The 23,343-nt window shown below is 71.8% G+C and carries 18 protein-coding genes; 11 read left to right on the top strand and 7 right to left on the bottom strand.

The annotated features are described in order from the left end of the window. Positions 1-53 precede the first annotated feature (53 nt). The 10 genes from araB to ACWDD7_RS35800 all read left to right on the top strand — a co-directional run bounded on the left by araB (position 54) and on the right by ACWDD7_RS35800 (position 14,739). Positions 54-1,727 carry a ribulokinase gene (gene araB, locus ACWDD7_RS35845; RefSeq protein WP_450460480.1) on the top strand — a complete coding sequence of 558 codons (1,674 nt, stop codon included), beginning with the start codon at positions 54-56 and terminating at the stop codon, positions 1,725-1,727. Positions 1,728-1,815: 88 nt separating this feature from the next. Continuing rightward, entirely contained in the window at positions 1,816-2,520 is a 705-nt protein-coding gene (locus ACWDD7_RS35840) for an L-ribulose-5-phosphate 4-epimerase (protein WP_392216720.1), read from the top strand. A gap of 14 nt (positions 2,521-2,534) precedes the next feature. Then, positions 2,535-4,040 carry an L-arabinose isomerase gene (gene araA / locus ACWDD7_RS35835; RefSeq protein ID WP_450460479.1) on the top strand — a complete coding sequence of 502 codons (1,506 nt, stop codon included), beginning with the start codon at positions 2,535-2,537 and terminating at the stop codon, positions 4,038-4,040. 1,150 nt (positions 4,041-5,190) lie between these two features. After that, complete coding sequence (locus ACWDD7_RS35830; RefSeq protein ID WP_450460478.1) at positions 5,191-6,345, top strand: substrate-binding domain-containing protein; 1,155 nt, start codon at positions 5,191-5,193, stop codon at positions 6,343-6,345. Beyond that, complete coding sequence (locus tag ACWDD7_RS35825) at positions 6,345-7,898, top strand: sugar ABC transporter ATP-binding protein (RefSeq protein WP_450460477.1); 1,554 nt, start codon at positions 6,345-6,347, stop codon at positions 7,896-7,898. The genes ACWDD7_RS35830 and ACWDD7_RS35825 overlap by 1 nt, the downstream gene beginning before the upstream one ends. Continuing rightward, entirely contained in the window at positions 7,895-8,911 is a 1,017-nt protein-coding gene (locus ACWDD7_RS35820; RefSeq protein WP_392216725.1) for an ABC transporter permease, read from the top strand. Before ACWDD7_RS35825 ends, ACWDD7_RS35820 begins: the two co-directional genes overlap by 4 nt. A gap of 246 nt (positions 8,912-9,157) precedes the next feature. After that, positions 9,158-10,723, top strand: a complete 1,566-nt coding sequence (locus tag ACWDD7_RS35815) for an alpha-L-arabinofuranosidase B (RefSeq protein ID WP_450460476.1) — start codon at positions 9,158-9,160, stop codon at positions 10,721-10,723. 277 nt (positions 10,724-11,000) lie between these two features. Further along, positions 11,001-13,229 (top strand): telomere-associated protein Tap, encoded by a 2,229-nt coding sequence (gene tap, locus ACWDD7_RS35810; RefSeq protein ID WP_450460475.1) that lies wholly within the window; start codon positions 11,001-11,003, stop codon positions 13,227-13,229. Between the two features lie 12 nt (positions 13,230-13,241). After that, positions 13,242-13,799: a telomere-protecting terminal protein Tpg gene (gene tpg / locus ACWDD7_RS35805; RefSeq protein ID WP_450460474.1), complete on the top strand. Its 558-nt coding sequence runs from the start codon at positions 13,242-13,244 to the stop codon at positions 13,797-13,799. Positions 13,800-14,079: 280 nt separating this feature from the next. Beyond that, positions 14,080-14,739, top strand: a complete 660-nt coding sequence (locus tag ACWDD7_RS35800; protein ID WP_450460473.1) for a hypothetical protein — start codon at positions 14,080-14,082, stop codon at positions 14,737-14,739. A gap of 244 nt (positions 14,740-14,983) precedes the next feature. Here the strand turns inward: ACWDD7_RS35800 and ACWDD7_RS35795 are convergent, their stop codons facing one another. From ACWDD7_RS35795 to ACWDD7_RS35785, 3 genes are read right to left on the bottom strand one after another with little or no spacing between them, the layout of a single operon-like run. After that, positions 14,984-15,628 carry a response regulator transcription factor gene (locus ACWDD7_RS35795; RefSeq protein ID WP_450460472.1) on the bottom strand — a complete coding sequence of 215 codons (645 nt, stop codon included), beginning with the start codon at positions 15,626-15,628 and terminating at the stop codon, positions 14,984-14,986. Then, positions 15,580-16,857: a sensor domain-containing protein gene (locus ACWDD7_RS35790; RefSeq protein WP_450460471.1), complete on the bottom strand. Its 1,278-nt coding sequence runs from the start codon at positions 16,855-16,857 to the stop codon at positions 15,580-15,582. The genes ACWDD7_RS35795 and ACWDD7_RS35790 overlap by 49 nt, the downstream gene beginning before the upstream one ends. Positions 16,858-16,869: 12 nt before the next feature. Then, a complete protein-coding gene (locus tag ACWDD7_RS35785) occupies positions 16,870-17,655 on the bottom strand; it encodes a CPBP family intramembrane glutamic endopeptidase (protein ID WP_450460470.1) in 786 nt (261 codons plus the stop codon). A gap of 149 nt (positions 17,656-17,804) precedes the next feature. Between ACWDD7_RS35785 and ACWDD7_RS35780 the strand changes: the two genes are divergently transcribed. Then, positions 17,805-17,945, top strand: a complete 141-nt coding sequence (locus ACWDD7_RS35780) for a hypothetical protein (RefSeq protein WP_450460469.1) — start codon at positions 17,805-17,807, stop codon at positions 17,943-17,945. A 100-nt stretch (positions 17,946-18,045) separates the two neighbouring features. On the opposite strand, the gene ACWDD7_RS35775 is transcribed toward ACWDD7_RS35780, so the two are convergent. From ACWDD7_RS35775 to ACWDD7_RS35760, 4 genes are all read right to left on the bottom strand, one after another. Continuing rightward, the gene (locus ACWDD7_RS35775; protein ID WP_450460468.1) at positions 18,046-19,719 is read right to left on the bottom strand and encodes an eCIS core domain-containing protein; all 1,674 of its coding nucleotides are present in this window, start codon (positions 19,717-19,719) and stop codon (positions 18,046-18,048) included. A 437-nt stretch (positions 19,720-20,156) separates the two neighbouring features. Further along, the gene (locus ACWDD7_RS35770; RefSeq protein WP_351879352.1) at positions 20,157-20,675 is read right to left on the bottom strand and encodes a flavin reductase family protein; all 519 of its coding nucleotides are present in this window, start codon (positions 20,673-20,675) and stop codon (positions 20,157-20,159) included. Continuing rightward, a complete protein-coding gene (locus ACWDD7_RS35765) occupies positions 20,665-21,882 on the bottom strand; it encodes an MFS transporter (RefSeq protein ID WP_351879355.1) in 1,218 nt (405 codons plus the stop codon). Before ACWDD7_RS35765 ends, ACWDD7_RS35770 begins: the two co-directional genes overlap by 11 nt. Before the next feature lie 281 nt (positions 21,883-22,163). Then, positions 22,164-23,051, bottom strand: coding sequence for a helix-turn-helix domain-containing protein (locus tag ACWDD7_RS35760; RefSeq protein WP_351879358.1), 888 nt, complete (start codon positions 23,049-23,051; stop codon positions 22,164-22,166). Positions 23,052-23,343 lie beyond the last annotated feature (292 nt).

Genomic DNA, 23,343 nt, shown 5'->3' with positions numbered 1-23,343 from the left:
CGGCGTCCGGCGCGGCACGGGACCCGCCCGCGCAGGCCAGACTGGAGGAGACCTTGACCACCGATCGCCCCGCGGTCACCCTCGGCATCGACTTCGGCACCCTCTCCGGACGCGCCCTGGTCGTGGCCGTCGAGGACGGCGCGGAACTGGGCAGCGCCGTGCACGAGTACGCCCACGGCGTGGTCGACCGGGAACTGCCCTGCGGGGTCCCGCTGCCGCCCGACTGGGCGCTCCAGATACCCCAGGACTGGCGCGACGTGCTGCGCCTCGCCGTACCGCGAGCGCTCGCGGACGCCGCGGTGGCCCCCGAGCAGGTCGTGGGCGTCGCCACCGACTTCACCGCCTGCACGGTGCTCCCCACCACCTGGGACGGCACCCCCCTGTGCGAGCTGCCGCAGTACGGGAACCGCCCCCACGCCTACCCCAAGCTGTGGCGCCACCACGCCGCCCAGCCGGAGGCCGACCTCGTCGTCGAGAACGCGCGGCGGACCGGGCAGCCGTGGCTGGCCCGCTACGGCGGCCGGATCTCCAGCGAGTGGCAGTACGCCAAGGCGCTGCAGGTGCTGCGCGAGGACCCCGACGCCTACGCCGCCGCCGACCGCTGGATCGAGGCGGCCGACTGGATCGTGTGGCAGCTCACCGGCGCCGAGAGCCGCAACCCGTGCACCGCCGGCTACAAGGGCGTCCACCAGGACGGCCGCTATCCGGACGAGGCGTTCCTGGCCGGGCTGCACCCCGGCTTCACCGGCTTCACCGCCAAGCTGGAACACCCCCTGACCCCGCTCGGCGCCCCCGCCGGCAGGCTCACCGCCCGGGCCGCCGCGCTCACCGGACTGCGCGAGGGCACGGTCGTGGCCGCCGGGAACGTGGACGCACACGTCACCAGCGCCGCCGCCCAGGCCCTCGACCCCGGCCGGATGCTCGCCATCATGGGCACCTCCACCTGCCACATCCTCAACTCCGATGTCCTCGCCGAGGTCCCGGGCATGTGCGGGGTCGTGCGCGACGGGGTGGTGCCGGGGCTGTGGGGGTACGAGGCCGGGCAGAGCGGCGTCGGCGACATCCTGGCCTGGGCCGTGCGCAGCGCCGTACCGGAGGAGTACGCGGCCGAGGCCCGCCGGCGGGGGATCGGCGTGCACGAGCTGCTGACGGAGCGCGCTTCGGCCCAACCGGTGGGCGGGCACGGGCTGCTGGCACTGGACTGGCACAGCGGGAACCGCTCGGTCCTGGTCGACCACCACCTGTCCGGGCTGATCCTCGGCCTCACCCTCGACACCCGGCCCGAGGACGTCTACCGCGCCCTGATCGAGGCCACCGCCTTCGGCACCCGCACCATCGTCGACGCGTTCGAGGCCGCGGGCGTCCCGGTCACCGACTTCACGGCGGCCGGCGGGCTGCTGAAGAACCGCTTCCTCATGCAGGTCTACAGCGACGTGCTCAACCGTCCCGTCCACGTGCTCGCCTCGGCGCAGGGACCGGCTCTGGGCGCCGCGATCCACGCCGCCGTCGCCGCCGGCGCCCACCCCGACATCCGCACCGCCTCCGCCGCGATGGGCCGCCGCCAGGAGAACGCCTACACCCCGGACCCGGTCCGGGCCGCCGCCTACGACCGCCTCCACGCCGAGTACCGCGCGCTGCACGACCACTTCGGGCGCGGCGGCGACGACGTGATGCACCGGCTGCGGGCGCTGCGCTCGGCCGCCCTGTCCTCCACCCCGAAAATGTGAGCGCTCACAACGCTGGTTGTGAGCGCTCACCCGCATCCTCCGCCCCTCCCGCTCCTGCCTTCCCGACAACGCCGAGGTCGCCATGGTCATGAACGCAGAGTCCCTTTCCCCGGGCGCCGCCACCGCGGTCGCCGCGCTGCGCGAGGAGCTCAGCGAGCTCCATCAGGAGCTGGTCCGCTACAACCTGGTGGTGTGGACCGGCGGGAACGCGTCCGGGCGCGTCCCGGGGCAGGACCTGTTCGTCATCAAGCCCAGCGGCGTCCCCTACGAGCGGCTGACCCCGCAGTCCATGGTCGTCTGCGACCTGGACGGGCGAGTGGTCGACGGCGGGGGACTGCGGCCGTCCTCGGACACCGCCGCGCACGCCTACGTCTACCGGCACATGCCCGAGGTCGGCGGTGTCGTCCACACCCACTCCACCTACGCCTGCGCGTGGGCGGCCCGCGGTGAACCGGTGCCCTGCGTGCTGACCGCCATGGCCGACGAGTTCGGCGCCGAGATCCCCGTCGGCCCCTTCGCGGTGATCGGCGACGACTCGATCGGCCGCGGCATCGTGGAGACCCTGACCGGGCACCGCTCGCCCGCCGTACTGATGCGCAACCACGGGCCGTTCACCATCGGCCCGAGCCCGCGCGCCGCCGTCAAGGCCGCCGTGATGTGCGAGGACGTCGCCCGCAGCGTGCACATCTCCCACCAGCTCGGCCGGCCGCTGCCGATCGACCCCCAAGCCGTCGACCGGCTCCACGACCGCTACCGCCACGCCTACGGCCAGCCCGGCACGTCCGCCCAGTGAGGAGCCATCAGGCCATGACACCGCCCGCCGCCTTCGAGGTCTGGTTCGTCACCGGCAGCCAGGGGCTCTACGGGGAGGACACCCTCCGCCAGGTCGCCGAGCAGTCCCGGTCCGTCAGCGACCGGCTCGCCGCCGTACCCGGCGCCCCCGTCCGCGTCGTCTGGAAGCCCGTGCTCACCGACTCCGCGGCCATCCTCTCCCTCGTCCTGGAGGCCAACGCCGACCCGGCCTGCGTCGGCCTCATCGCCTGGATGCACACCTTCTCGCCGGCCAGGATGTGGATCTCCGGCCTCGACATGCTCCGCAAGCCGCTGCTCCACCTGCACACCCAGGCCGATGCCGAACTCCCGTGGGCCACCATCGACATGGACTTCATGAACCTCAACCAGGCCGCCCACGGGGACCGGGAGTTCGGGTACGTCCAGGCGCGGCTGGGAGTGGCCCGCAAGACCGTCGCGGGCCACGTCTGCGACCCGGCCACCGCCCCCCGCGTCCACGCCTGGATGCGCGCCGCCCTCGGGTACGACGCGCTGCGCCGGCTGCGGCTGGCCCGGTTCGGCGACAACATGCGCGACGTCGCCGTCACCGAGGGCGACAAGGTCGAGGCGCAGCTGCGGTTCGGCGTCTCGGTCAACACCTACGGCGTCGCCGACCTGGTCGACGCCGTCGGCTCGGTGGCGGACGCGGCCGTCGCCGCCCTGGTCAAGGAGTACGCCGACACCTACCGGATGGCCCCCGAACTGGCCGGCGGCGGCGGGCGGCACGACGCCCTGCGGTACGCGGCCCGCATCGAGCTGGGCCTGCGCGGCTTCCTCACCGACGGCGGGTTCGGGGCCTTCACCACCAACTTCGAGGACCTGGGCGGCCTGCGGCAGCTGCCCGGCATCGCGGTGCAGCGGCTGATGGCCGACGGGTACGGGTTCGGAGCCGAGGGGGACTGGAAGACCTCCGCGCTGCTGGCGGCCCTCAAGACAGCCGGCACCGGCCGCCCCGGGGGCACCTCGTTCATGGAGGACTACACCTACCACCTGGTCCCCGGCGAACAGCTCGTCCTCGGCGCCCACATGCTGGAGGTGTGCCCCAGCATCGCCGCGGGGCAGCCCGCTTGCGAGATCCATCCCCTCGGCATCGGCGGGCGCGAGGACCCCGTCCGGCTGGTCTTCGACGCCGAGCCCGGCCCGGCCGCGGTGGTCGGCCTGGTCGACGTCGGCGACCGGTTCCGGCTGGTGGCCAACCGGATCGACGTCGTCCCGCCGCCGCAGCCGCTGCCCCGCCTCCCGGTGGCGAGGGCCGTCTGGCGCCCCGTGCCCGACTTCGGGACCGCGACCGAGGCCTGGCTGACCGCGGGCGGCCCCCACCACACCGTGCTGACCTCGGCGGTGGGCACGGAGGAACTGGCCGACCTCGCGGACATGCTCCGCACGGAGCTGCTGCTCATAGACGAGACCACCGACATGCGGCAGTTCGCCAAGGAGATCCGCTGGAACCAGGCGTACTACCGGCTCGCCGGCGGCCTGTGAGCCCCGGCCGGCACCCTTGTCCGAGCGCCGGCTCGCGGACCGCGGTCACCAGGGGGACGGACGCGCCCCGGGCGCGATGCCCGACAGCGTACGGGCGGCCCCGGCCGGCGTGGACCGCGCGCGGCCCCACCGGGACGCCCGCCGCGGCACCGTCCGCGCTCCGGCACCGCGGCCCGGTTCCGGCACCGCGGCCCGGTTCCGGCACCGCGGCCCGGCTCCGGCACCGCGGCCCGGCTCCGGCACCCGGCTGCCGGACGGGCGCGCGGCGCCCTCGTGCGACAGCCCGGCCACGACGCCCGCCCGTACGCCCGGCCGCGGCGTGCCTTTCCGGAGCCGCAGCCGTGCGCATGGCCGGCGCAGCCGCCGCGCGCGTCACCGGGACACCGCGCGGCCGGAGGACGGCGGCCGGGCCGCGCCCGGCGGCGCGCCCGCGCGGGCACCGCGAAGCCATGACGGCCGCCCCGGCCCGCGGCGTAGGCCCAGCCGCTGTCCCGGCACACCCGGGCGGGGCGCCCCTTTCGGCCCCGTTCCTGGCACACCCGGCTGGGCCGCCGGCGCGGAGAGACCAGGAAACGACGGCCGCCGTCCGGGCGCCGGGGCACATGCGGCGGCGGGCTCCGGGAGGCCGGTCCTGACGGCCCGCCAGACACGCCCCGCCCGTCAGAGCCGACGGGGCGTCAGTTCGGCTCGGCGTTCCAACACGCCTTCGTCCGGGGCGAGTCGGCGGCGGTCGCGGCGGTCGCGACGGCCGGCCGGGCGGGGCCGGAGCGACGGCGTTTTTCTTCCGTGTAACACCTTGACGCCGCATCGGTGAACGCTAACAATCTCTGGCAAGCAAGGGAGCACGGACAGGACCGCAATGCCGGCGACGGCGTCCGGCGGACGGTGCGTGGGAGGTCTGCCTCCCGCTCCGGCCGTGACGGTGCGGCATGTGGGGAAAGACCCGTCCGGCCCGGCCTGCGGCCGGAAAGGGCGTGCTCCGGTGGTGCCCGTACGCCGGCGGCAGGTTCCGGCGGCCGGGGCGGGGGCTGGCGCGGGCGTGTTCCGGTCGGCCGAATGTGAGCGCTAACAGGCCGCGAGGCCCCTTCTGCAGAGGATGTCGAACATGCGTGGTGTGCGGTCCGCCCGGCGGTCGGGCACGAGACGGGGCGTGGGCCTGGCGACGCGGCCGGTGCGCTGGGGAGTCGCCGGGGTCGCCGCCGCGGCGTTGCTGGCGACCGGAGGGTGCAGCAAGACCGGCGCCGGAGGCTCCTCCGCGGGATCGGGGGCGGGCGCCGGGTCGAGCGCGTCGACCTCCTCGGCCGGGGTGACGATCAAGGGCGACATCACGTTCAACGACGCGAAACTCGCCAAGCTCGACGCCGCCCTGAAAGCCGCCCTCGCCGGCAAGGACGTGTCGAAGCAGGACCTGGCGATGGTCGTGAACGTCGCGGTGGACTACTGGAACGCCGGAAAAGTGGGGTTCAACAAGGGTCTGTCGGCGCTCGGCGTCAAGGGCACGTACCAGGCCCCGGCCAACGGGCGACTGGACCAGCAGCTGTCGATCATCCAGACGCTCCGGGGCCAGGGGATCACCGGCCTGAGCGTCTCCGCGATCGACCCGACCGCCATCAAGGCGCCGATCAGCTCGGCGAACAAGGCCGGCATCCCGGTGCTGGCGATCGACTCGCCGCTGCCCAAGGAGGACGGCGCCGCCCTCTACCTGGGCACGCCCAACTACCAGGCCGGGCAGAAGGCCGGCGAGGCGATGAAGGAGGCACTCGGCGGCAAGGGCCAAGTGGTCGTCCTGGTCGGCTCGTTGACCACGTCCAACGCGGTGGAGCGGATCGCCGGATTCGAGGACGCCCTCAAGGGGTCCGGCGTGAAGGTGGTGCAGAAACTGAGCGACGGGATGGACGCCTCCAAGGCCCTGTCCAACGCGCAGACCGTCATCCAGACGAACCCGAACGTCAACGGGCTGTACGGGGTGTACTCCTACGACGGCCCGTCCGCGGGACAGGCGGTGAAAGCGGCCGGGAAGACCGGCAGGGTGAAGATCATCTCCGACGACAGCGACCCGCAGACGCTGAAGTTCATCCAGTCCGGCGTCATCCAGGCCACCGTGCTCCAGCAGCCGTACCAGCAGGGGTACACCGGCGCGTACCTGCTGGCCGCGCTGAAGGCGCTGGGCAAGGACGCCACGATGAAGATCGTCCGGCCCTACCTGGAGTCGGACGGGACGACACTCAGCTCCGGGGTGGGCCTGGTGACACAGGCCAACCTCGCGGACTACCGGGCCAAACTGAAGCAGCTGGGCATCGACTGATGGCCACCGGCAGCGAGACCGCCGCCTCCCTGCGCGAGGTCACCAAGGTGTACGGGCCGGTGAAGGTGCTGGACATCCCCCGGCTCGACCTCGCGCGCGGGCAGATCGTCGCCGTCGTGGGGGAGAACGGGGCCGGCAAGTCCACGCTGATGGGCGTGCTGTCCGGCACCGTCGCCCCCAGCACCGGGACCATCGAGGTGGCCGGCCGGCCGCTGGCCCCGGGCCGGCCCGATCACGCCCGCGAACTCGGCGTGGCGCTGGTCGCCCAGGAGTTCCCGCTCGTGGGCCGGTTGAGCGTGGCGGAGAACCTGCTGCTCGGCCGCCGCCCGGCGCAGGCGGCCGGCGGACCGCTCGGCCGGATCGTCGTCGACCGCTCGGCGATGCGGGCCGAGGCCCGGGCGCTGCTGGCCGAAGTCGGCATCGAGCAGGTGGACGTGGACCGGCCGGTGGAGCGGTACCCGGTGCCGGTGCGGCAGATGATCGAGATCGCCAAGGCATGGGGCCATCACCCGGTGGTGCTCATCCTCGACGAGCCCACCTCCTCGCTCGGCCCCGTCGAGGCCGAGCGAGTACTGGAGCTGGCCCGGCGCCACGCCGCCGCCGGGGGAGCGGTGCTGTTCATCGGCCACCGCCTGGACGAGGTACGGGCCGTCGCCGACCGCGTCGTCGTGCTGCGCGGCGGCCGGCTGGTGGCCGACCTCCGCCCGCACGACGCGACCGAGGAGCGGATGATCCGGGAGATGGTCGGCAGCGAACTCGCCCGGGCCGACCTCGCGCCGCCCTCCTCCGTCGAGCGGGCCGCAACCCTTACCGTGCGCGGCCTGACGGCGGACGGCCTCGGCCCGGTCGACCTCGACGTGCGGGCCGGCGAGATCGTGGGCGTGGCCGGGCTCATGGGCTCCGGCCGCAGCCGGCTGCTGCACACCGTCATGGGCGCCCAGCCGCGGACCGCAGGCGAGGTCGTCCTCGACGGAGCAAACTTCCGGCCCCGCCACCCGGCCGACGCCGTCGCGGCCGGCATCGGGCTGGTGCCCGAGGACCGCAAGGCGCAGTCGCTGCTGCCGGCCCACCCGGTGCGCTGGAACGTCACCCTGGCCACGCTGCGCCGGATCAGCCGGCGCGGGGTGCTGCGCCCGCGCAGGGACAAGGAGCACGCGGCGCGCATCATCGAGGGCCTGGGAGTGCGGCTGCGCAGCCAGGAGCAGCCGATCTCCGACCTGTCCGGAGGCAACCAGCAGAAAGCGGTCTTCGGGCGATGGCTGGCCGCCCGGCCCAAGCTCCTGCTGCTCGACGAACCCACCCGCGGGGTGGACGTGGGCGCCAAGGCGGAGATCTACGCGCTGATCGACGAGGCCGCACAGGACGGCCTCGCCGTCCTCGTCGCGTCCTCGGAACTTGAGGAACTGCTGTGGATCTGCCACCGCATCGTGGTGATGGCCCACGGCAGGATCGTCGCCGACCTGCCACGCGACCGGTTCGGCAAGGAAGTGATCATGACGGCGGCGGCCGGGACGCAGCCCGCCGCGGCCCCCCAGGGGAAGGCAAGCGCATGAACACCAGTACGGCCGCGGTGTCGGCCGCGGCGGTGGCCGACGACAAGGGGCGCCGGCCGTTCGTCCGGCTGCTGCTGGAGACACCCGAGGTCGGGGTGGTGGCCGCCTGCGTCGTCGTGTTCGTCGCACTGGCGCTGGACAAGTCGTCCTTCGCCGGCGCGGTCAACCTCCAGGGCATGGGCTTCGACCTGGCGCAGTACGGGCTGATCGCGATCGGCGAGTCGCTGGTGATCCTCACCGGCGGGATCGACCTGTCCGTGGGCGCGCTGCTGGGCACCAGCGTCATCCTGATGTCCTGGTTCAACGTCCGGGCCGGACTCCCCCCAATCGTGGCGATCCTGCTGACGCTGCTGATCGCCGGCGTCCTCGGCCTGATCCACGGACTCGCCGTCACCCGGCTGAAGATGGCCCCGTTCGTGGTGACCCTGGTGACCTACACCGTCGCACAGGGCGTCACCCTGGCCATCACCTCGGGCACCTCGATCACCGGCATCGGCGGCACGTTCAGCGACCTGGGCCAGACGTACGTGGCGCAGGTGCCGCTTCCGCTCATCCTGTTCGTGGCCGTCGCGCTGATCGCCTGGTTCTTCCTGGAACGCACCTACGCCGGCCGGCAGGTCTACGCCGTCGGCGGCAACCCGGAGGCGGCCCGCCTGGCCGGCATCCGCGGCGACCGGCGCATCGTGTCCATGTACGTCACCAGCTCCCTGCTGTCGGCGTTCGCCGGGATCCTCGTGCTCGGCCGGATGGGGGTCGGCTCCGCCAGCGGCGTCGGTGTCGGCTGGGAGCTGTCGGCGATCGCCGCCGCGGTGATCGGCGGCGTCAGCCTGGTCGGCGGGCAGGGCCGGATCATCGGCATCGTCGCGGGCACCATCCTGCTCGAACTCATCAACAACGGCCTGACGACCCTTCAGATCAACCCCAACTACACCGACATCGTGCTCGGTTGCGTGCTCGGCCTGGCCATCACCGCCGACCGCCTGCGCGCCCGCAGCATCGCCCGCCGCGGCTGAGCCGCCGCCCCGGAACCTGCCCCGGGGCGGCACCGCCGCCGGCCCGCCCCTGCGCCCCAACCGCACCCGAACCCCGGCCGCACCGCACCCGGCGGTGCCCCCGGCGGCATCGGGCACACCCGCGACCGGTCCCCCCTCCTCCCTCCAGAACGTGCCATCCGGCGGCCCCGGCGGCCGCCGGGCCGGCACCCCCTGCCCGAGCACCGGCCCGGGCCCCCCACATCCCCCCTCCGAAGGAGGACACCCGTGTCCGCACCCGCACCCTCGCGCCTGCTGCGCAGGCTCAGAAAATGGGCCCTGTCCGCTGCCGCCGCCGGAGCGCTCGTCGCCGGCGTCCTCGTCGCCGGCGCCCAGACCTCACAAGCCGCCGGATCGCTGCCCTGCGACCTCTACGCCTCCGGCGGCACCCCCTGCGTGGCCGCCCACAGCACCACCCGCGCGCTCTACTCCTCCTACAACGGCGCGCTCTACCAGGTCCGGCGCGCCTCCGACAACACCACCAAGGACATCGGAGTGCTCAGCGCCGGCGGATACGCCAACGCCCCGGCGCAGGACTCCTTCTGCTCCGGCACCACCTGCGTCATCACCGTCATCTACGACCAGTCCGGCAGGGGCAACAACCTCACCCAGGCCCCCGGCGGCGGCGCGGCCGGCGGCCCGGACAACCTCGCCAACGCCACCGCGGCCCCGACCACGGTCGCCGGCCACGAGGCGTACGGCGTTTTCGTCGCCCCCGGCACGGGCTACCGCAACGACCACACCTCCGGGATCGCCACCGGTGACCAGGCCGAGGGAATGTACGCCGTCCTGGACGGCACGCACTACAACGGCGGCTGCTGCTTCGACTACGGCAACGCCGAGACCAGCAACAACGACACCGGCAACGGTCACATGGAGGCCATCTACTTCGGCAACATCAAGGTCTGGGGCTACGGCTCGGGCAACGGGCCGTGGGTGATGGCGGATCTGGAGAACGGCCTCTTCTCCGGCGTCAACGCCGGCTACAACGCCAACGACCCCAGCGTCAGCAACAGGTACCAGACCGCCATCGTCAAGGGCGAACCGAACCAGTGGGCCATCCGGGGCGGCAACGCCACGTCCGGAAGCCTGTCGACCTACTACAGCGGCGCACGCCCCAACGTCTCGGGCTACAACCCCATGCACAAGGAGGGGGCGATCATCCTGGGCATCGGCGGCGACAACAGCAAGGGCGCGGCGGGCACGTTCTACGAGGGCGTGATGACCTCGGGCTACCCCTCCGACGCCACGGAGAACGCCGTACAGGCCAACATCACCTCGGTCGGCTACGGCAACGGCTCCTCCACCGGCCCGGGTTCACTGACCCCCGGCTCCAGGATCTCGCTGCGCGCCACCACCTCGTGCTGCACCACCGACTACGTCCAGCACGACGCGGCGGACAGCAACGTGGTGATCGCCCCGGTCACCTCCTCCAGCTCCGCCACCGACCGGGGCGACGCGACCTGGGTGGTGCGGGCCGGCCTGGCCAACACCTCCTGCGTGTCCTTCGAGTCCGCCAACGACTCGGGCCAGTATCTGCGCCACTCCAACTTCAAACTCCAGCTCAACACCGACGACGGCACCTCGCAGTTCGCCCAGGACGCCACCTTCTGCCCGCAGACCGGGCACAACGGGCAGGGATACTCGTTCCAGTCCGTCAACTACACCGACAAGTACCTGCGCCACTACGACTACACCGTCTACCTCGCGAGCAACGGCGGCTCCAACACCTGGGACAGCGCCACGTCCTGGAACGACGACACCAGCTGGGCGGTGGCCTCGCCCTGGGCCTGACCACCACCGCCTGACACCCACCACACGGGTGCCGCCCGCTCCGGGCGGCACCCGTGCCGCGTGCGCTGCCATCGCAGGGATGCCCGGCCCCGTATGCGCCACCCGTCCGACAGCCGGTGCCGGCACCCCGGCACCTTCGCCCTCACGCGCACCGCACCCGCCCGCTCGGGGCACGAGGACCACCCCCGTGCTTCGTACGCTGTTCGTACGCAATCCGTACGTCAAAAGGGCGTGATTCGTACGATGTGTGGGCTAGGATGTGGGCAGGAGGTGTTCCATGTCCGAGTTGTTCGACGCGGTCGACGCGCTGGTCGCGTCCCGCTCCCCGCTGCCTCCGGCGCAGGAGCGCAAGCGACTGCGGATCGCGCACGGCCTGACGCTGGACGAAGTCGCCGCCGCGCTGAGGGTCCGCCGGGCCACGGTGTCCGGCTGGGAGTCGGCCAAGAAGCCGACCGAGCCACGCGGCCCGGAGCGCGAGGCGTACGCCCGACTGCTGCGGCAGCTCGCGGAGCTCTACCCCGCCCCGAAGAAGCCGGCCGCCCCGGAGTCCGCCACGTTCACCGGCGTGCCCGACCCGGCGCAGGCTCGGACTCCGTCCACCGGCCAGGTCCCCGACTGTGCGGCCGTGACAGCGCCTGAGAACGCCCAGCCCCCTGCCCCCGCCTCTGCCCCCGCTGCCGCTCCGGCGGCCGCGCAGCGTCCGGCACGCACCACCGGGCCCTCGTCGACGCCGCGCCGCCCCGGGGCGAAGAAGACGGCCCCGGCAGGCGGCACCGACCCGCGGTTCGAGAACGGCCCGCTGGCGGTCGTCGACGTCGATGCCGACGGGCAGGCGCTGGCCTACTGCACCGGTGGCCTGGTCCTGGACGTGCCCGCCAAGTCGATCCCGGCCCTGGTGGAATGGACGTTGCGCGAGGCGAGGCTGGGACAGCCGAGGCTGTCCGGGCCGGGCAAGGACGCGGACCCGCTTCTCGTGCTCACCGAGGCCGCGCTGGAGCGCTACGGCCTTCCCGTCGCCCTCACCGACGAGGAACGGCTCGCCGGGCGGATCCCGGAGGGCCACAAGGTCGTCAAGCAGCTGGCGCGCGCCGAGTGGAAGCTCACGAAGCGGGGCTTCGGGCCGTGGGCGCGGATCTACCGCCCCGCGACCGGTTCGCAGCGGGCCTGCGTGCAACTGTGCATCCCGTCGTGGCACGCGCTGGACACCCGGCACTGGGGCGAGGCCGGGCAGCTCCCGCCGGCCGAACTCGCCCGCGTCCTCGGCGTGTACGCGTCCCGGGTGATGACGCCGCGCGGCTCGACCGCGGTGACCGGGCTGGAGCTGATGACCGCGCTGCGCCCGCCGACCCGCGCCTCCGAGCCGGACGCCGACGGCAAGCGGCACCCCGAGCACAACCCCGGCAGCCTGGGCAGGGACCCGGTCGACCCGGCGCCGTGCGAGGCCCCCGACGGCCACCCGGTCCTCAAGGACCTGCCCCGGTTCCACGTCCGCGGCCCCGGCGAGAAGCTGTTCGAGGAGGCGTACGACTGGGCACGGCCGATGACCGATGCCGAATGCACCCTGCGGTACCTGGTCGGCATCGACGTGAACATGGCCTTCGCCGCCGGCGCCAACGGCCTGAACGTCGGCCTCGGGGCGCCCACGCACGTCACGAACCCGGTCTTCGACCCGAAACTGCCCGGCTCCTGGCTGGTCGACCTGAGCCACGTCGACCTGTCCCGCGTGAAGGTCGGCAAGGAGTGGGCGGAACTGGACGGCTCGCTGTTGCCCAGCCCGTTCACGCCGAAGGGCGAGCGCCCCGAAGGACCGGCCTGGTACGCGACGCCCACCGTCGCCTACGCTCAGGAGCTCGGCTACGAGGTGCGGCCGACCGAGGCTTGGGTGCGGTGGGAGAACGGCCGCTACCTGGACGGCTGGTACATCCGGCTGCGCGACGCCTACCTCGCCACGACGGCCGACCTCGGCATCGGCGCCGACCTCGCCCCGGAGGACTTCCTCGCGGCGATGGACGGCTACAAGAGCCGTGACCCGGAGCTGGCGATCGTCGTCTCGGCGATCAAGGCCACGGTGAAGGGCGGGCTGGGGAAGCTGCGCGAGCGGCCGCGGGGCGAGGGCTGGCGGCCGGGCGAGTCGTGGCGGGCGCTGTCCCGCCCGACATGGCGGCCGGACATCCGCGCGGCGGTCATCTCCCGCACACGGGTCAACCTCCACAGGAAGATCGTCAAGCATGCGGCGTTCACCGGGCAGTACCCGGTCGCGATCCTGTCCGACTGCGTCGTGTACGCGGCCAACGGGCCCTCGCCGCTGGACTTCCTTCCCTATCGGGACGGCAGGCCGCTGCCCGGCGGCTTCAAGCTCGGCATCAACCCGGGCCTGGTCAAACACGAGGGAACCCAGTCCGTGCTGTGGGGCGAGGAGATCCGCGAGCGGTTCGACGCCCCGGAACTCAACCTCGCCCGCTACATCAAGGACGGCACCGTCACCGACGTCGACAACGGAGAGTAGGAGAAGGCGACGATGACCCTGTTCGGCGACGGCCTGGACGCCGCGGTCCAGAAGGCGTTCACCCGCCCCGTACCCAGAAGCGCCGGCGCGCAGATGCGCTACCTGGTCAGACAGCTGAAGGGCACCAAGCCGGTCGCCCAGATACTGCGTGTCTCCCAGCGCACCGTCGAGCGGTACGTGAAGGACCAGATCAAAAAGCCCCGCCCCGACCTCGCCGCGCGCCTGGAGCGCGAGGTGAAGAAGCGGTGGCAGCCACGGATCCGCGCCAAGGCCAAGGAGCGCGCGGCGACCACCGGCGGCATCGTCATCGACACGCGCGCCCGCATGGGCTACACCGCACCGATCGGATCGACCGACCAGGACCGCATCCGGCACCTGACCGTCGCCCTGCCCCCCCGCTACGCCGCCCGCCTCTTCGACGCCCAGGAGGCCGGCGCCGGCGACCGCGACCTCAAGGAGATCACGGCCGAAGCACTCAAGGAGGTGTACTTCCAGGACGGCGGCCGCCGCGCCGGCAGCCTGGAAGAAGTCCGGTTCACGGACATCGAGCACCTGGAGTTCGACCTGTAGCAGGCCGCGCCTTTTCAGAACGCTGCCGGCATGTGACCGAGCGCTTCAGTTGGCGAGTGAGCGCGCGAGTTGGCGACCGGAGCGTCCGCGCTCTACGAACCGGGCGCGATTGAGTTAGGCAGACGCAGGGAATGGACTCGCCCAGTGGACCTACGTAGCACCGAGAATCTGTGAGGTGTGCATGGCTGGTTCGCGGACCGCGTCGGGGTCGGGGAGCTTATTGGAGCGCTGGGATGAGCGGGGGCTGGCCATAGCCTGTCTTGTCGCCGTCTGCGGGTCAGTGACCGCTGCGCTCTTCGGACTGTCTGCCGCCTGGCAGATGCCATTCCTGTTCACGGCAGTCTACGCAATCCTGCGCTCCCTCGTCCCCATCACCGCATCGAGGCAAGAACTGGCCGATCTCCGTACCGAAGTCGAACTGCTGCGGCGCGACTTCGATCAGGCGAACTCATCGCGCATAGAGCATTATCCGGACGCGGCGGCTTTCTACAAGGCGGAGGTCGACTATCTCGTCAACCGCTGCCCCAGCCATATGGACGCCTGGTATATGCGACTTGAAACGCCGGATGACTTCAGTGCGTCGTCTGCAGCCTTTTCGGACTACTTCCAGGCGGTACTCGACTGGGCACACAACGGCGGATCGGTGCGGCGCCTGTTCTGCCTCGGCTCGTCCAGGGGGTATGCCAACTGGACAGCACGGCACCGGGAACAGACCCGCCACCTGCGCAGTTACAGCATTCGCCAGGTGAACTGGCCCATCAAGGCCGACCTCATGAGCATGGCCATCATGGACACGAGCGCGGTGTTTCTCGCATTCACCGTCGGCGATCGAGTCCAGGGCATGCGCATTGAGGACAGCGAGGCCGCAGCGTACTTCAAGTCGTACTTCGACCGGCACTGGGAGAACGCCAAGGAGGTATCCCGCACCCCTATGCCGTGAGGTTTGTTCGGAAGGTCTACGCAGCGGACGCTCGGCTGGTGTCATAGATAGTCGGCGATCTCTCGCCATGCTCGCACCTCGGTCGGCTCAGGCTTGTGGGGGCCAGACGGACGCCGAGGGACCGAACCCGGCGACCTCCCGGACATCGGCCCCACGAGCCCGTCGCCGAGATGCCCGGAAGGCGTTTGGGGGCGGTGAACCCCAGCCCGCCGACCCTGCCTCGGGTCCGCCCGGGCCAGGGCGTTCAGCCCTTCAGATACGCCAGCACCGCCATGACTCTGCGGTTCACCTCCGGAGAGGGTTCCAGGTGCAGCTTTCCGAAGATCGCCGCGATGTGCTTCGCCACGGCGCTCTCGCTGATGCGGAGGGTGCGGGCGATGGACGCGTTGGAATGCCCCTCGGCCATGCTGGCGAGGACCTCGTGTTCGCGGGGGGTCAGTGAGCCGATGCGCCCGCGTTTCCCGCTGCGGGACAGGAGCTTGGCGACCACCATGGGGTCCATGACCGTGCCGCCGGCGGCGACCGTGCGCAGGGCGTCGAGGAATGGGGTGGTGTGGGTGACGCGGTCCTTGAGGAGGTAGCCGACGGCGCCCTCTCCCGAGGAGAGCAACTCGTGGGCGTAGAGCTGGTCGACGTACTGGGAGAGGATCAGCACCGGGAGGCCAGGGCGCATGCGGCGGGCTTCCAGCGCCGCCTTCAAGCCCTCGTCCGTGTGGGTCGGTGGCAGGCGTATGTCGACCAATGCCACGTCGAAGTCCCTTTCTGCGAGGGCTCTCCGCAGTTCGGGGCCGTTGTCCACAGAGGCGACGATCTCGCAGCCGTGTTCGAGCAGGGTACGGGTCAGGCCGTCGCGGAGGAGGAAGAGGTCTTCGGCGAGGACGACGCGCACGGGATCTCCAGGGTCGCGGTGGTCGGTCCGCCCGGCGGGCTGCGCAGGGCGAGCACGCCGTCGAAGATATCCAACCGGCGCTGCACTCCGGTCAGCCCGGTGCCGCCGGCCGGGTCCGCACCACCCCGGCCGTCGTCCGTGACCGTGACACGCAGGCGCGTGCCGTCGTGTACCAGAGTGATACCCACCCTCGTCGCCTCCGCGTGCTTGGCCGCATTGGTGAGGAGCTCCGAGACCGCGAAGTAGGCCGCTGATTCGACCGGAGTGGGCAGGCGTGGCAGGGGCGGGCTCGCGGACACCTCCACGTCCAGGTGGCTGTCCAGGGCCAGAGAGCGTACGGCGTCGGTGAGGCCCCGGTCGGCGAGGACCGGCGGGTGGATGCCGTGCACCAGGTCACGCAGATCCTGCAGGGCGCGTTCGGAGGCGGCCCGGACGTCCAGGAGCAGGGCACGGGCGGTCGCCGGGTCGGTGTCGAACAGTCCGGTCGCCTGCTCCAGAGTCAGCCCGAGGGCGACCAGGCGTGCCTGCGCACCGTCGTGCAGATCGCGTTCGATACGGGTGATCTCCGCCGCGTGCGCATCCAGGACGGTGGCCCTGCTGTCGGTGAGCCGCGCCACCCGCCGGGTCAGCTCGGTCGTACGCGGCGCGGAGAGCAAGCGGCGGCTCAGACGGCTGTGCAGGGCCAGGACGGGAACCGAAAGGCGCAGGCCGGCCGCCATGAAGGCCAGACCCAGCAGCAGTGCCGCCAGCGCCGTCGGCGTGGAGGTGACCGGTACGAAGGCATACCAGTTGCCGTCGCCCAACTGCCGCCAGACGAACGGCTGGACCAGGGCACCGAACGCCCCGTACCCGACCAGCGTCGGCGGCACGGAGACGAGCGGGCCGCCCGTCAACGGATCGAGCCAGGCCCACCGCAGATCGCGCCAGAAGCCGTTGTCGCCGAGGACCGCGAAACTGGTGCGACGCACCGGGCCACGGTCGGGCAGGGGTTCGGGCGGGCTGAGGGGGCGGCCGCTCCAGCGGGCAGTGCGAGTGCGGTGGCGGTCGGCGACGCGACGCAGGCAGGTGGCGGCGGGCGGCAGCAGCCAGAGGCCGAGACCCACGGGCACGAGCAGCAGAGCGAGGCCCACCAGCAGCCCGGCACCGGCCACCTCGAAACCCGACAGCCCGGTCAGCTGGCATCGACCCAGCGCGACCGCGCCGCCGCGCCAGGACACCTTCACCCTCACGCCCCCGCCTCCTCATTCCACCGCCGCGGGGATCGCCGGCGTCCCGCGCCCCCACACCCATGCCCCCGCCACCAGCGCGGACGCCGCCCCGAAGAGCACCATCGGTCCCGTACGACCCGTCTCCTCGTCCATGAACAGGAGCATCCCAAGGTTCACCAGGGCGTGGAAGCCACCCGCCAGGAGCAGCCGGGCCATGCCGCCCGTCGTCTCCAGGGCCAGGCCCAGGACGATGGACATCGAGATCGTGGCCAGCAGGAAACCCGCCGCGTACGCCGGGGCCTCGGCCAGCACCTGGACGTGCCACAGCCCCCACACCGCCCCGACCGCGGACGACGCGGTGAGCACGCCGAACCTGGTACGCAGCAGAGGCTGCAGGCAGCAGCGCCAGCCGATCTCCTCACCGCACGCCCCGACGAGTTGCGCGACCGCTATGAGCAGGAAGGAGTGGTGCAGGGTGCGGGGGTCACTGGCATGGGGAGCGCCCGTCAGCAGGGCGTACGGGCCCGCCGACAGCAGGATGATCAGGAAAGGCGCGGCGAGCAGGGGCCAGGCGGAGGTCAGCCGTGTCCGGGACCGGGGCCCGCGGACCAGCGCCCGCGTGCCCGCCGGCCACAGCAGAGCCGTCACCGCCACCGCCAGCGCCGGGCCGAACTGGGTGAGCTGCACCACCTCGGTGGGGATCCCCGTCGCCGGTTGCAGCGCCCCCAGCGCTCCGGCCGCCAGGAAGGCCACCGTCAGATAGACCGCTGTCCGTACGGTCAGGCTCTCGCCCTGTCGCGTCGTCCTGGTCGTTCGCATCGCTCTTGTCGTCCGCATGGCCTTGACGATGCCGGGCCGCCGAGCCCCGCGGACTGTACCTGGATACCGAAGAAGGTGTATTCAGGTACACCTTTCCGCAGCCGGGCCCCCGGTCCTGGCCGAAGCCGACGAGCACGGTCGGCTCGGCGGTGGCCTTCCGCGGCTTCGGCTCGCTGCTGGGCGGCTGCCTGTCGAAGACCTTCCTGCCGGCCAAGACCGTCGCCGCCGCCGGCAGCGCGCGGCGCACTCCTCACCACGCATCCGCGTCGAACACGGCATCGCCCACCTGAAGGGCCGGCGAGCACGGCCCTCGGCACGGCAGAGGTGAACACCGAGCCCCACCGCAGTCCTCGGCACCCCGACGCCTACCGTGCACGAACCCGCCAGGAATCAAAATCCCTCATCCACCGACGAGTCGGAAAGATACGGCTCATCGGTCCGGTGCCTCGGATTCAGCGGATCATCTTCCCCCTTCCCTGTCATCCCGTCGAGAACGAGACCATTGCCACGAACTTCATGCCCGCTTTCCTTGACGATCCTCGTCATCTCCGCCTTCGCGGCGGGATGGTCCTTCATCCACTGCGGCATCTCCCAGCCCGGAAAGAACCCGCCGTGGGATCCGGCCGTCACGATCCGGTAACCATTGGGCTCGGCGATGAATTTGTTAAAGATCGCATGCGCCCAGTGGCAGGCCACGCAGTCACGCTTCCTGCCACCGATAGGCCAGTCCTTGAGGCCTTCCGGGACCGGGTGCGGCTCAGCTTCCATTGCCGTCTTCACCTTGTCGAGCAGAGCCATCTCTCCGTGGATCTTTCCACCGCCTGGCGCCTTGTTCGCGGTGTTCGCCCACTGGAGCTGCTGAGGATCTCTCACCGCATTTCCTATCGCGTCGAGATCGGCGGCGTGATCCGGGTGTTCGTCCAGATAGTCTCCGTCGAGCAGAGAAACCAGCTTCTTCTCGTCATGCCCGCCACTGGCTCTCATGGCCTGCTCGTTCAATCTGTCCATTGCCGCAGTGCGCTTTCCCGCCTTCATCCCGGTGTTGCCGGCGATGTGCACCTGCCCGTCGATCAGCGTAAGCGCGAGATGGGGGCTGCCGACAGCGCCCAAACTCATACTGCCGGGCTCGTCGTATTTCGCACCCATCATGACTCGCGACATTCGATTCAGCATCCGGGTGGTGACGTCCACCTCTGAATGAACCTCATCTCCCGCGGCAAGAGCATCAGAAGGAGAGGTGATCCCGTCAGGTGCCGGTTTTTGCGGGACGTATTGCTGGTACCCCACGCTCGCGGCGTCTTTGCTGCTCTCCTGCGCCGTCTTCACCGGCCTGTATCCAGCAGGAGGAGCATCCGGCCGGAGAGTTTCCTCCTGGGCATCCCACCAAACTCGCTGAACAGCAACGGCCGCCGATGACGACCCGCCCGCGGAAGGGCCCGCGACGTCCCGGGACACGTCCTCCTGGACAGACACGTCGGCGGACATGACGCGGCGCGCGTTGGCCTCCGCCTCCCGTTCGAACCGGTCCGACGGGTCGGACACCCTGAGCCCGTTGCCGTTGTCCGTACCCGCGACAGGTCCTCGGCGCTGCTGGATGACATGGGTGAGTTCGTGGGCGAGGGTGTGCCTGCCGCGGCCGCCTTCGCCGATGACGACGTGGTTGCCGGAGGTGTAGGCGCGCGCGCCGACCTCGGCCGCGGAGGCCTTCGCCGCGGCGTCGGTGTGGATCCGTACGTCGGAGAAGTCCGCGCCCAGCCGTGCCTCCATGTCCCTGCGGGTTGCCCCGTCCAGGGGCCTGCCGCTGGTGCGCAGGACATCGTGGACGGCGGAGCGCTGCACGGCCGGCTGCTCGGTCAGGTGCTCGCAGTCGGCACCGTGCCGGTGCTCCCCGGGCGGGGCCCACGGGAGACCGGCCCGACGAAGCATCTGGACGACCGCAGCGTTGCCGACCGCGGCCTGCAGGCCGAGCAGACCACGCAGTTCTGCAGAGTCAGGCCCCGGGGGACGGGAAGAGACACGGTTCTTTTCGGCCCCGGTGCTTTTGGTGTTCTCGTGTTCGTGCAAGAGGTCCCTCATCTGCCGCGGGTCGGTCGATCCTCCCTGGATACACGGTGGGCAAGCGCCGATGCCAGGTACGCACGGGCAACATGAATTGACCGAAAGGGCAGCACACGGCACGGCGCGGCGATCGCCCCGTGCACGGACCCGCGCGGGCCGGCCGCAGGCGGACCACGGCAGAGACCGCCCCAGCGGGAGGACGTGAGGGCCTGCGCAAGCTCGCGCCGGGGCGCCCGGTGCCGCCCCGGACCCACGCCCCAGCGCCCGAGCGGACAGCCGGTCACGAGCGCGGCGGCCGCATGACGCCTGTCACGACCACCGCACGGTCGAGCGAGGTTGCGCCGCCTCGGCCGAGGCGTCCGCGTGTCGAGGGGCCGGGCCGGGGCGTGGACGCGGGAGCAGCGTCTGTGCCGGACGGGTTCAGCGGTCGGGCATCGGCGCGTTCACACCGAAGCGGGCCCCTCGGCCGTCACCCGGCCCGTGGCGCTGCCGACCGCCTTGAAGGTCCGGCGGTGGTGGAGCAGCGGCGGGGAATCCGCCGTGGTCACCGCGACGACACGGGCGATGACGATGTCGTGGTCGCCCTCGTCGTGGATCTTCTCCCGGTGGCAGATCAGGCTGGCCGCCGCGCCCGGCACGACGGGTACGCCACCGTCGAGCACCCGCAGGCCCCCGGCCGAGTGCTTCGCCGGCTCCGAGGTCGCGAATATGCGGGCCAGGTCCTCCTGGTCCTCGGCGAGCAGGTTCACCGCGAACGCGGGCTGTGCCGTGAGGGCCGCGTGGGTGCGGGCCGCCTTCGCCACGCAGACCAGGATCCGGGGCGGGGCCATCGAGAGGGTCGCGAACGAGGTGACCGTCATCGCCCGCAGGGTGCCGTCGTGAGCGGCGCTGACCACGGCCACGGTCGAGGCGATCCGGGAGAAGGCGTCGAGTACCAGGGAGCGGGATGCTTCACGGAGCATGGTCGAGGGTTCCTTCGGGGTGGGCGGGTGCCGGCAGCCGGTCCGGCCGCAGGGCGGTGCGGCGCTGCCTGGACTCCAGGCGGCCGGAGACGACGGCGGTGAGCAGCGCGGCCGCGGCCATGACCGCGCCGACCGCACTGGAGGACGCGTACCCGAAGCCCGCGCTGATGACGAGGCCGCCGAGCCAGGCGGCGATGGCGTTGCCGAGGTTGAAGGCGCCGATGTTGAGGGAGGACGCAAGCGTCGGTGCTCCTGCCGCGTTGTCCAGCACCCGCTTCTGCAGGGGCGGGACGGTCGCGAAGCCGAACACCCCGATCAGGAAGGTGAGGATCACCGCGGCGACCTGGTGGGAGGCGGCGAGACTGAAGCAGAACAGGGTCGCGCAGAGCAGCGCCAGCGAGGTGTAGAGCATCGGCATGAGCCGCTTGTCGGCGAGCCTGCCGCCGACGATGTTGCCGAGCACCAGCCCGCAGCCGAACACGACGAGGATCCCGGAGACCGAGGAGTCGGAAAAGGAGGCGACCTCGGTCAGGATCGGCGCGATGTAGGTGACGGCGGCGAACACCCCGCCGAAGCCCAGGACGGTCATGAGCATCGCGAGCACCACCTGCGGGTTGCGGAGCGCGGCCGCCTCCCCGGCGACGCCGACCCGCTCGGGACGGCGGTCGGCGGGCACGAAGCAGAGGACCCCGGCGACGCCCAGGACCCCCAGGAGGGCGATGAGGACGAAGGTGACGCGCCAGCCGACCGCCTGTCCGACCAGCGTTCCCAGGGGGACTCCCGCGACGTTGGCGACCGTGAGTCCGCTGAACATCATGGAGATCGCCGAGGCGCGGCGGTGCGGCGCCACGAGGCCCGCCGCCACCACCGATCCGATGCCGAAGAAGGCACCGTGGGCGAAGGAGGCGAGCACCCGGCCGAGGAGCAGGAGGGCGAAGTCCGGTGCGGCCGCGCACAGCGCGTTGCCGGCCACGAAGACGGCCATGAGCAGCGCGAGCATCGATTTCCTGGACATCCGGGTGCCCAGCAGGGTCATGACGGGTGCGCCGACGACCACACCGACGGCGTAGGCCGTGACCAGGTAGCCGGCCGACGGGATCGACACGCCGTAGGTGTCCGCCACCTGCGGCAGGATCCCGGTGGCCACGAACTCCGTTGTCCCGATGCCGAACGCACCCATGGCGAGGGCCAGAAGTGCCAGTGGCATGTGTACTCCTCGACCTCGGCGCACCGGGGCCGGTGCGCGAGCTGGCGATGGGGGGGCGGCCGTGCCGCGCGGTGCGGCGCCCCAGGGCGCGCGACGGCCGGAGTGACCGGTGAGACCCCGCCACGCCGACGGAGGGGGAAGGTCGTAGGCGGGCGGAGCGTCACCGCGCAGTGACGTTAGCGTGGCCGGGCCCGGTGGCCTGAGGGGCCGATGCGGACGACGGGCGTCTTCGGCAAGTTGCCGGTGTCGTGTCCGGCCCGCGCCGCGGCGCCGTCGGGGCGTCAGTCGACGGCCGTCGGGATGCTCGTGTTCGGCACGCGGAGCGTGGAGGACAGAAGCCGCAGACCGGCCTCCGAACTCGTACCGACCCGGGCCGTGTAGGCGATCAGGCGCTGTCCGGCCGCTCCGGGAACCAGCAGGCTCTGGAAGGAGAGCTCCATGGAACCGACCAGGGGATGGTCGATCTCCTTGATGCCCGCGACGCAGGTCCGCACCGGGTGGCGGGCCCACCGTTTGGCGAACTCCTCGCTGTTCATGATGAGTTCGCCGACCAGCTCGGCGAGCTGCTTGTCATGGGGGTAGCGGCCGGCGATCAGCCGCAGCGAGGCCACCGCGAGCTGTGCCTCGTCGTGCCAGCGCGGGTAGAGATCGCGGTTGCGCTCGTCCAGGAAGAGCATCCGGGTCAGGTTCGGCCGGCGCGCCGGATGCTCGGGAGCGTCGAAGTCCAGGTGCATGGCCAGCAGCAGATGGCCCATGGCGTTCCAGGCGAGGACGTCGTTGCGCAGGTCCAGGACCAGGGCGGGGGTGTCCGTGAAGGTGTCGATGAGCTGGCGGACACCGTGGTCGGCGCAGGGGGTGCGCGGGGCCTGGGCACGACGGGAGGCGACCGTCTCCGGCCGGGCGAGATCCATGAGGTGGCTGTACTCGTCCGGGTTCAGGCGCAGGGTGCGGCCGATCGCGCCGAGGACGGAGTCGGACACGTGGTCGACGCGGCCCTGCTCAAGCCGGGTGTAGTGGGTGACGCTGAGCCCGGCCGCCAGCGCCAGTTCCTCGCGGCGCAGCCCTGGCACCCGGCGCCGTTCCCCGAGCCGGGGGAGTCCGATCTCCTCGGGGGTGAGGGCGGCCCGGCGGCTGCGCAGGAAGTCGCTGAGTTCGGAGAAGTCAGGCATGCGGTGCCCTTCCAGTGGATCCGGTGACGTGGACCGTGCCTCCCGTCCAACGAGGGCGGCGCCCCGGTCCTTCCGGTGCTGGGTGGTCATGTTCTGACCACCCAGCACCTGACCTGCCGGCGGCCGAGGAGTCACTTTCGGGGACTGGGTAGGGGCCGGCCCGGGTCGCAGGATTCCTTTCGGTCGAAGCTTCTCGAAGGGAATCTCATGTCTGTTGTCGATGATGTGGTGGAGGGGACGGTCTCGGCCGGACCCGGGTCGGGGCGGCTGACGTCGCGGATGCGGCTGACGC

It is taken from the genome of Streptomyces sp. NPDC001056 (assembly GCF_053598955.1).
The sequence above is the reverse complement of the archived record's forward strand: the minus strand, read 5'-3'. Positions and strand labels throughout refer to the sequence as shown.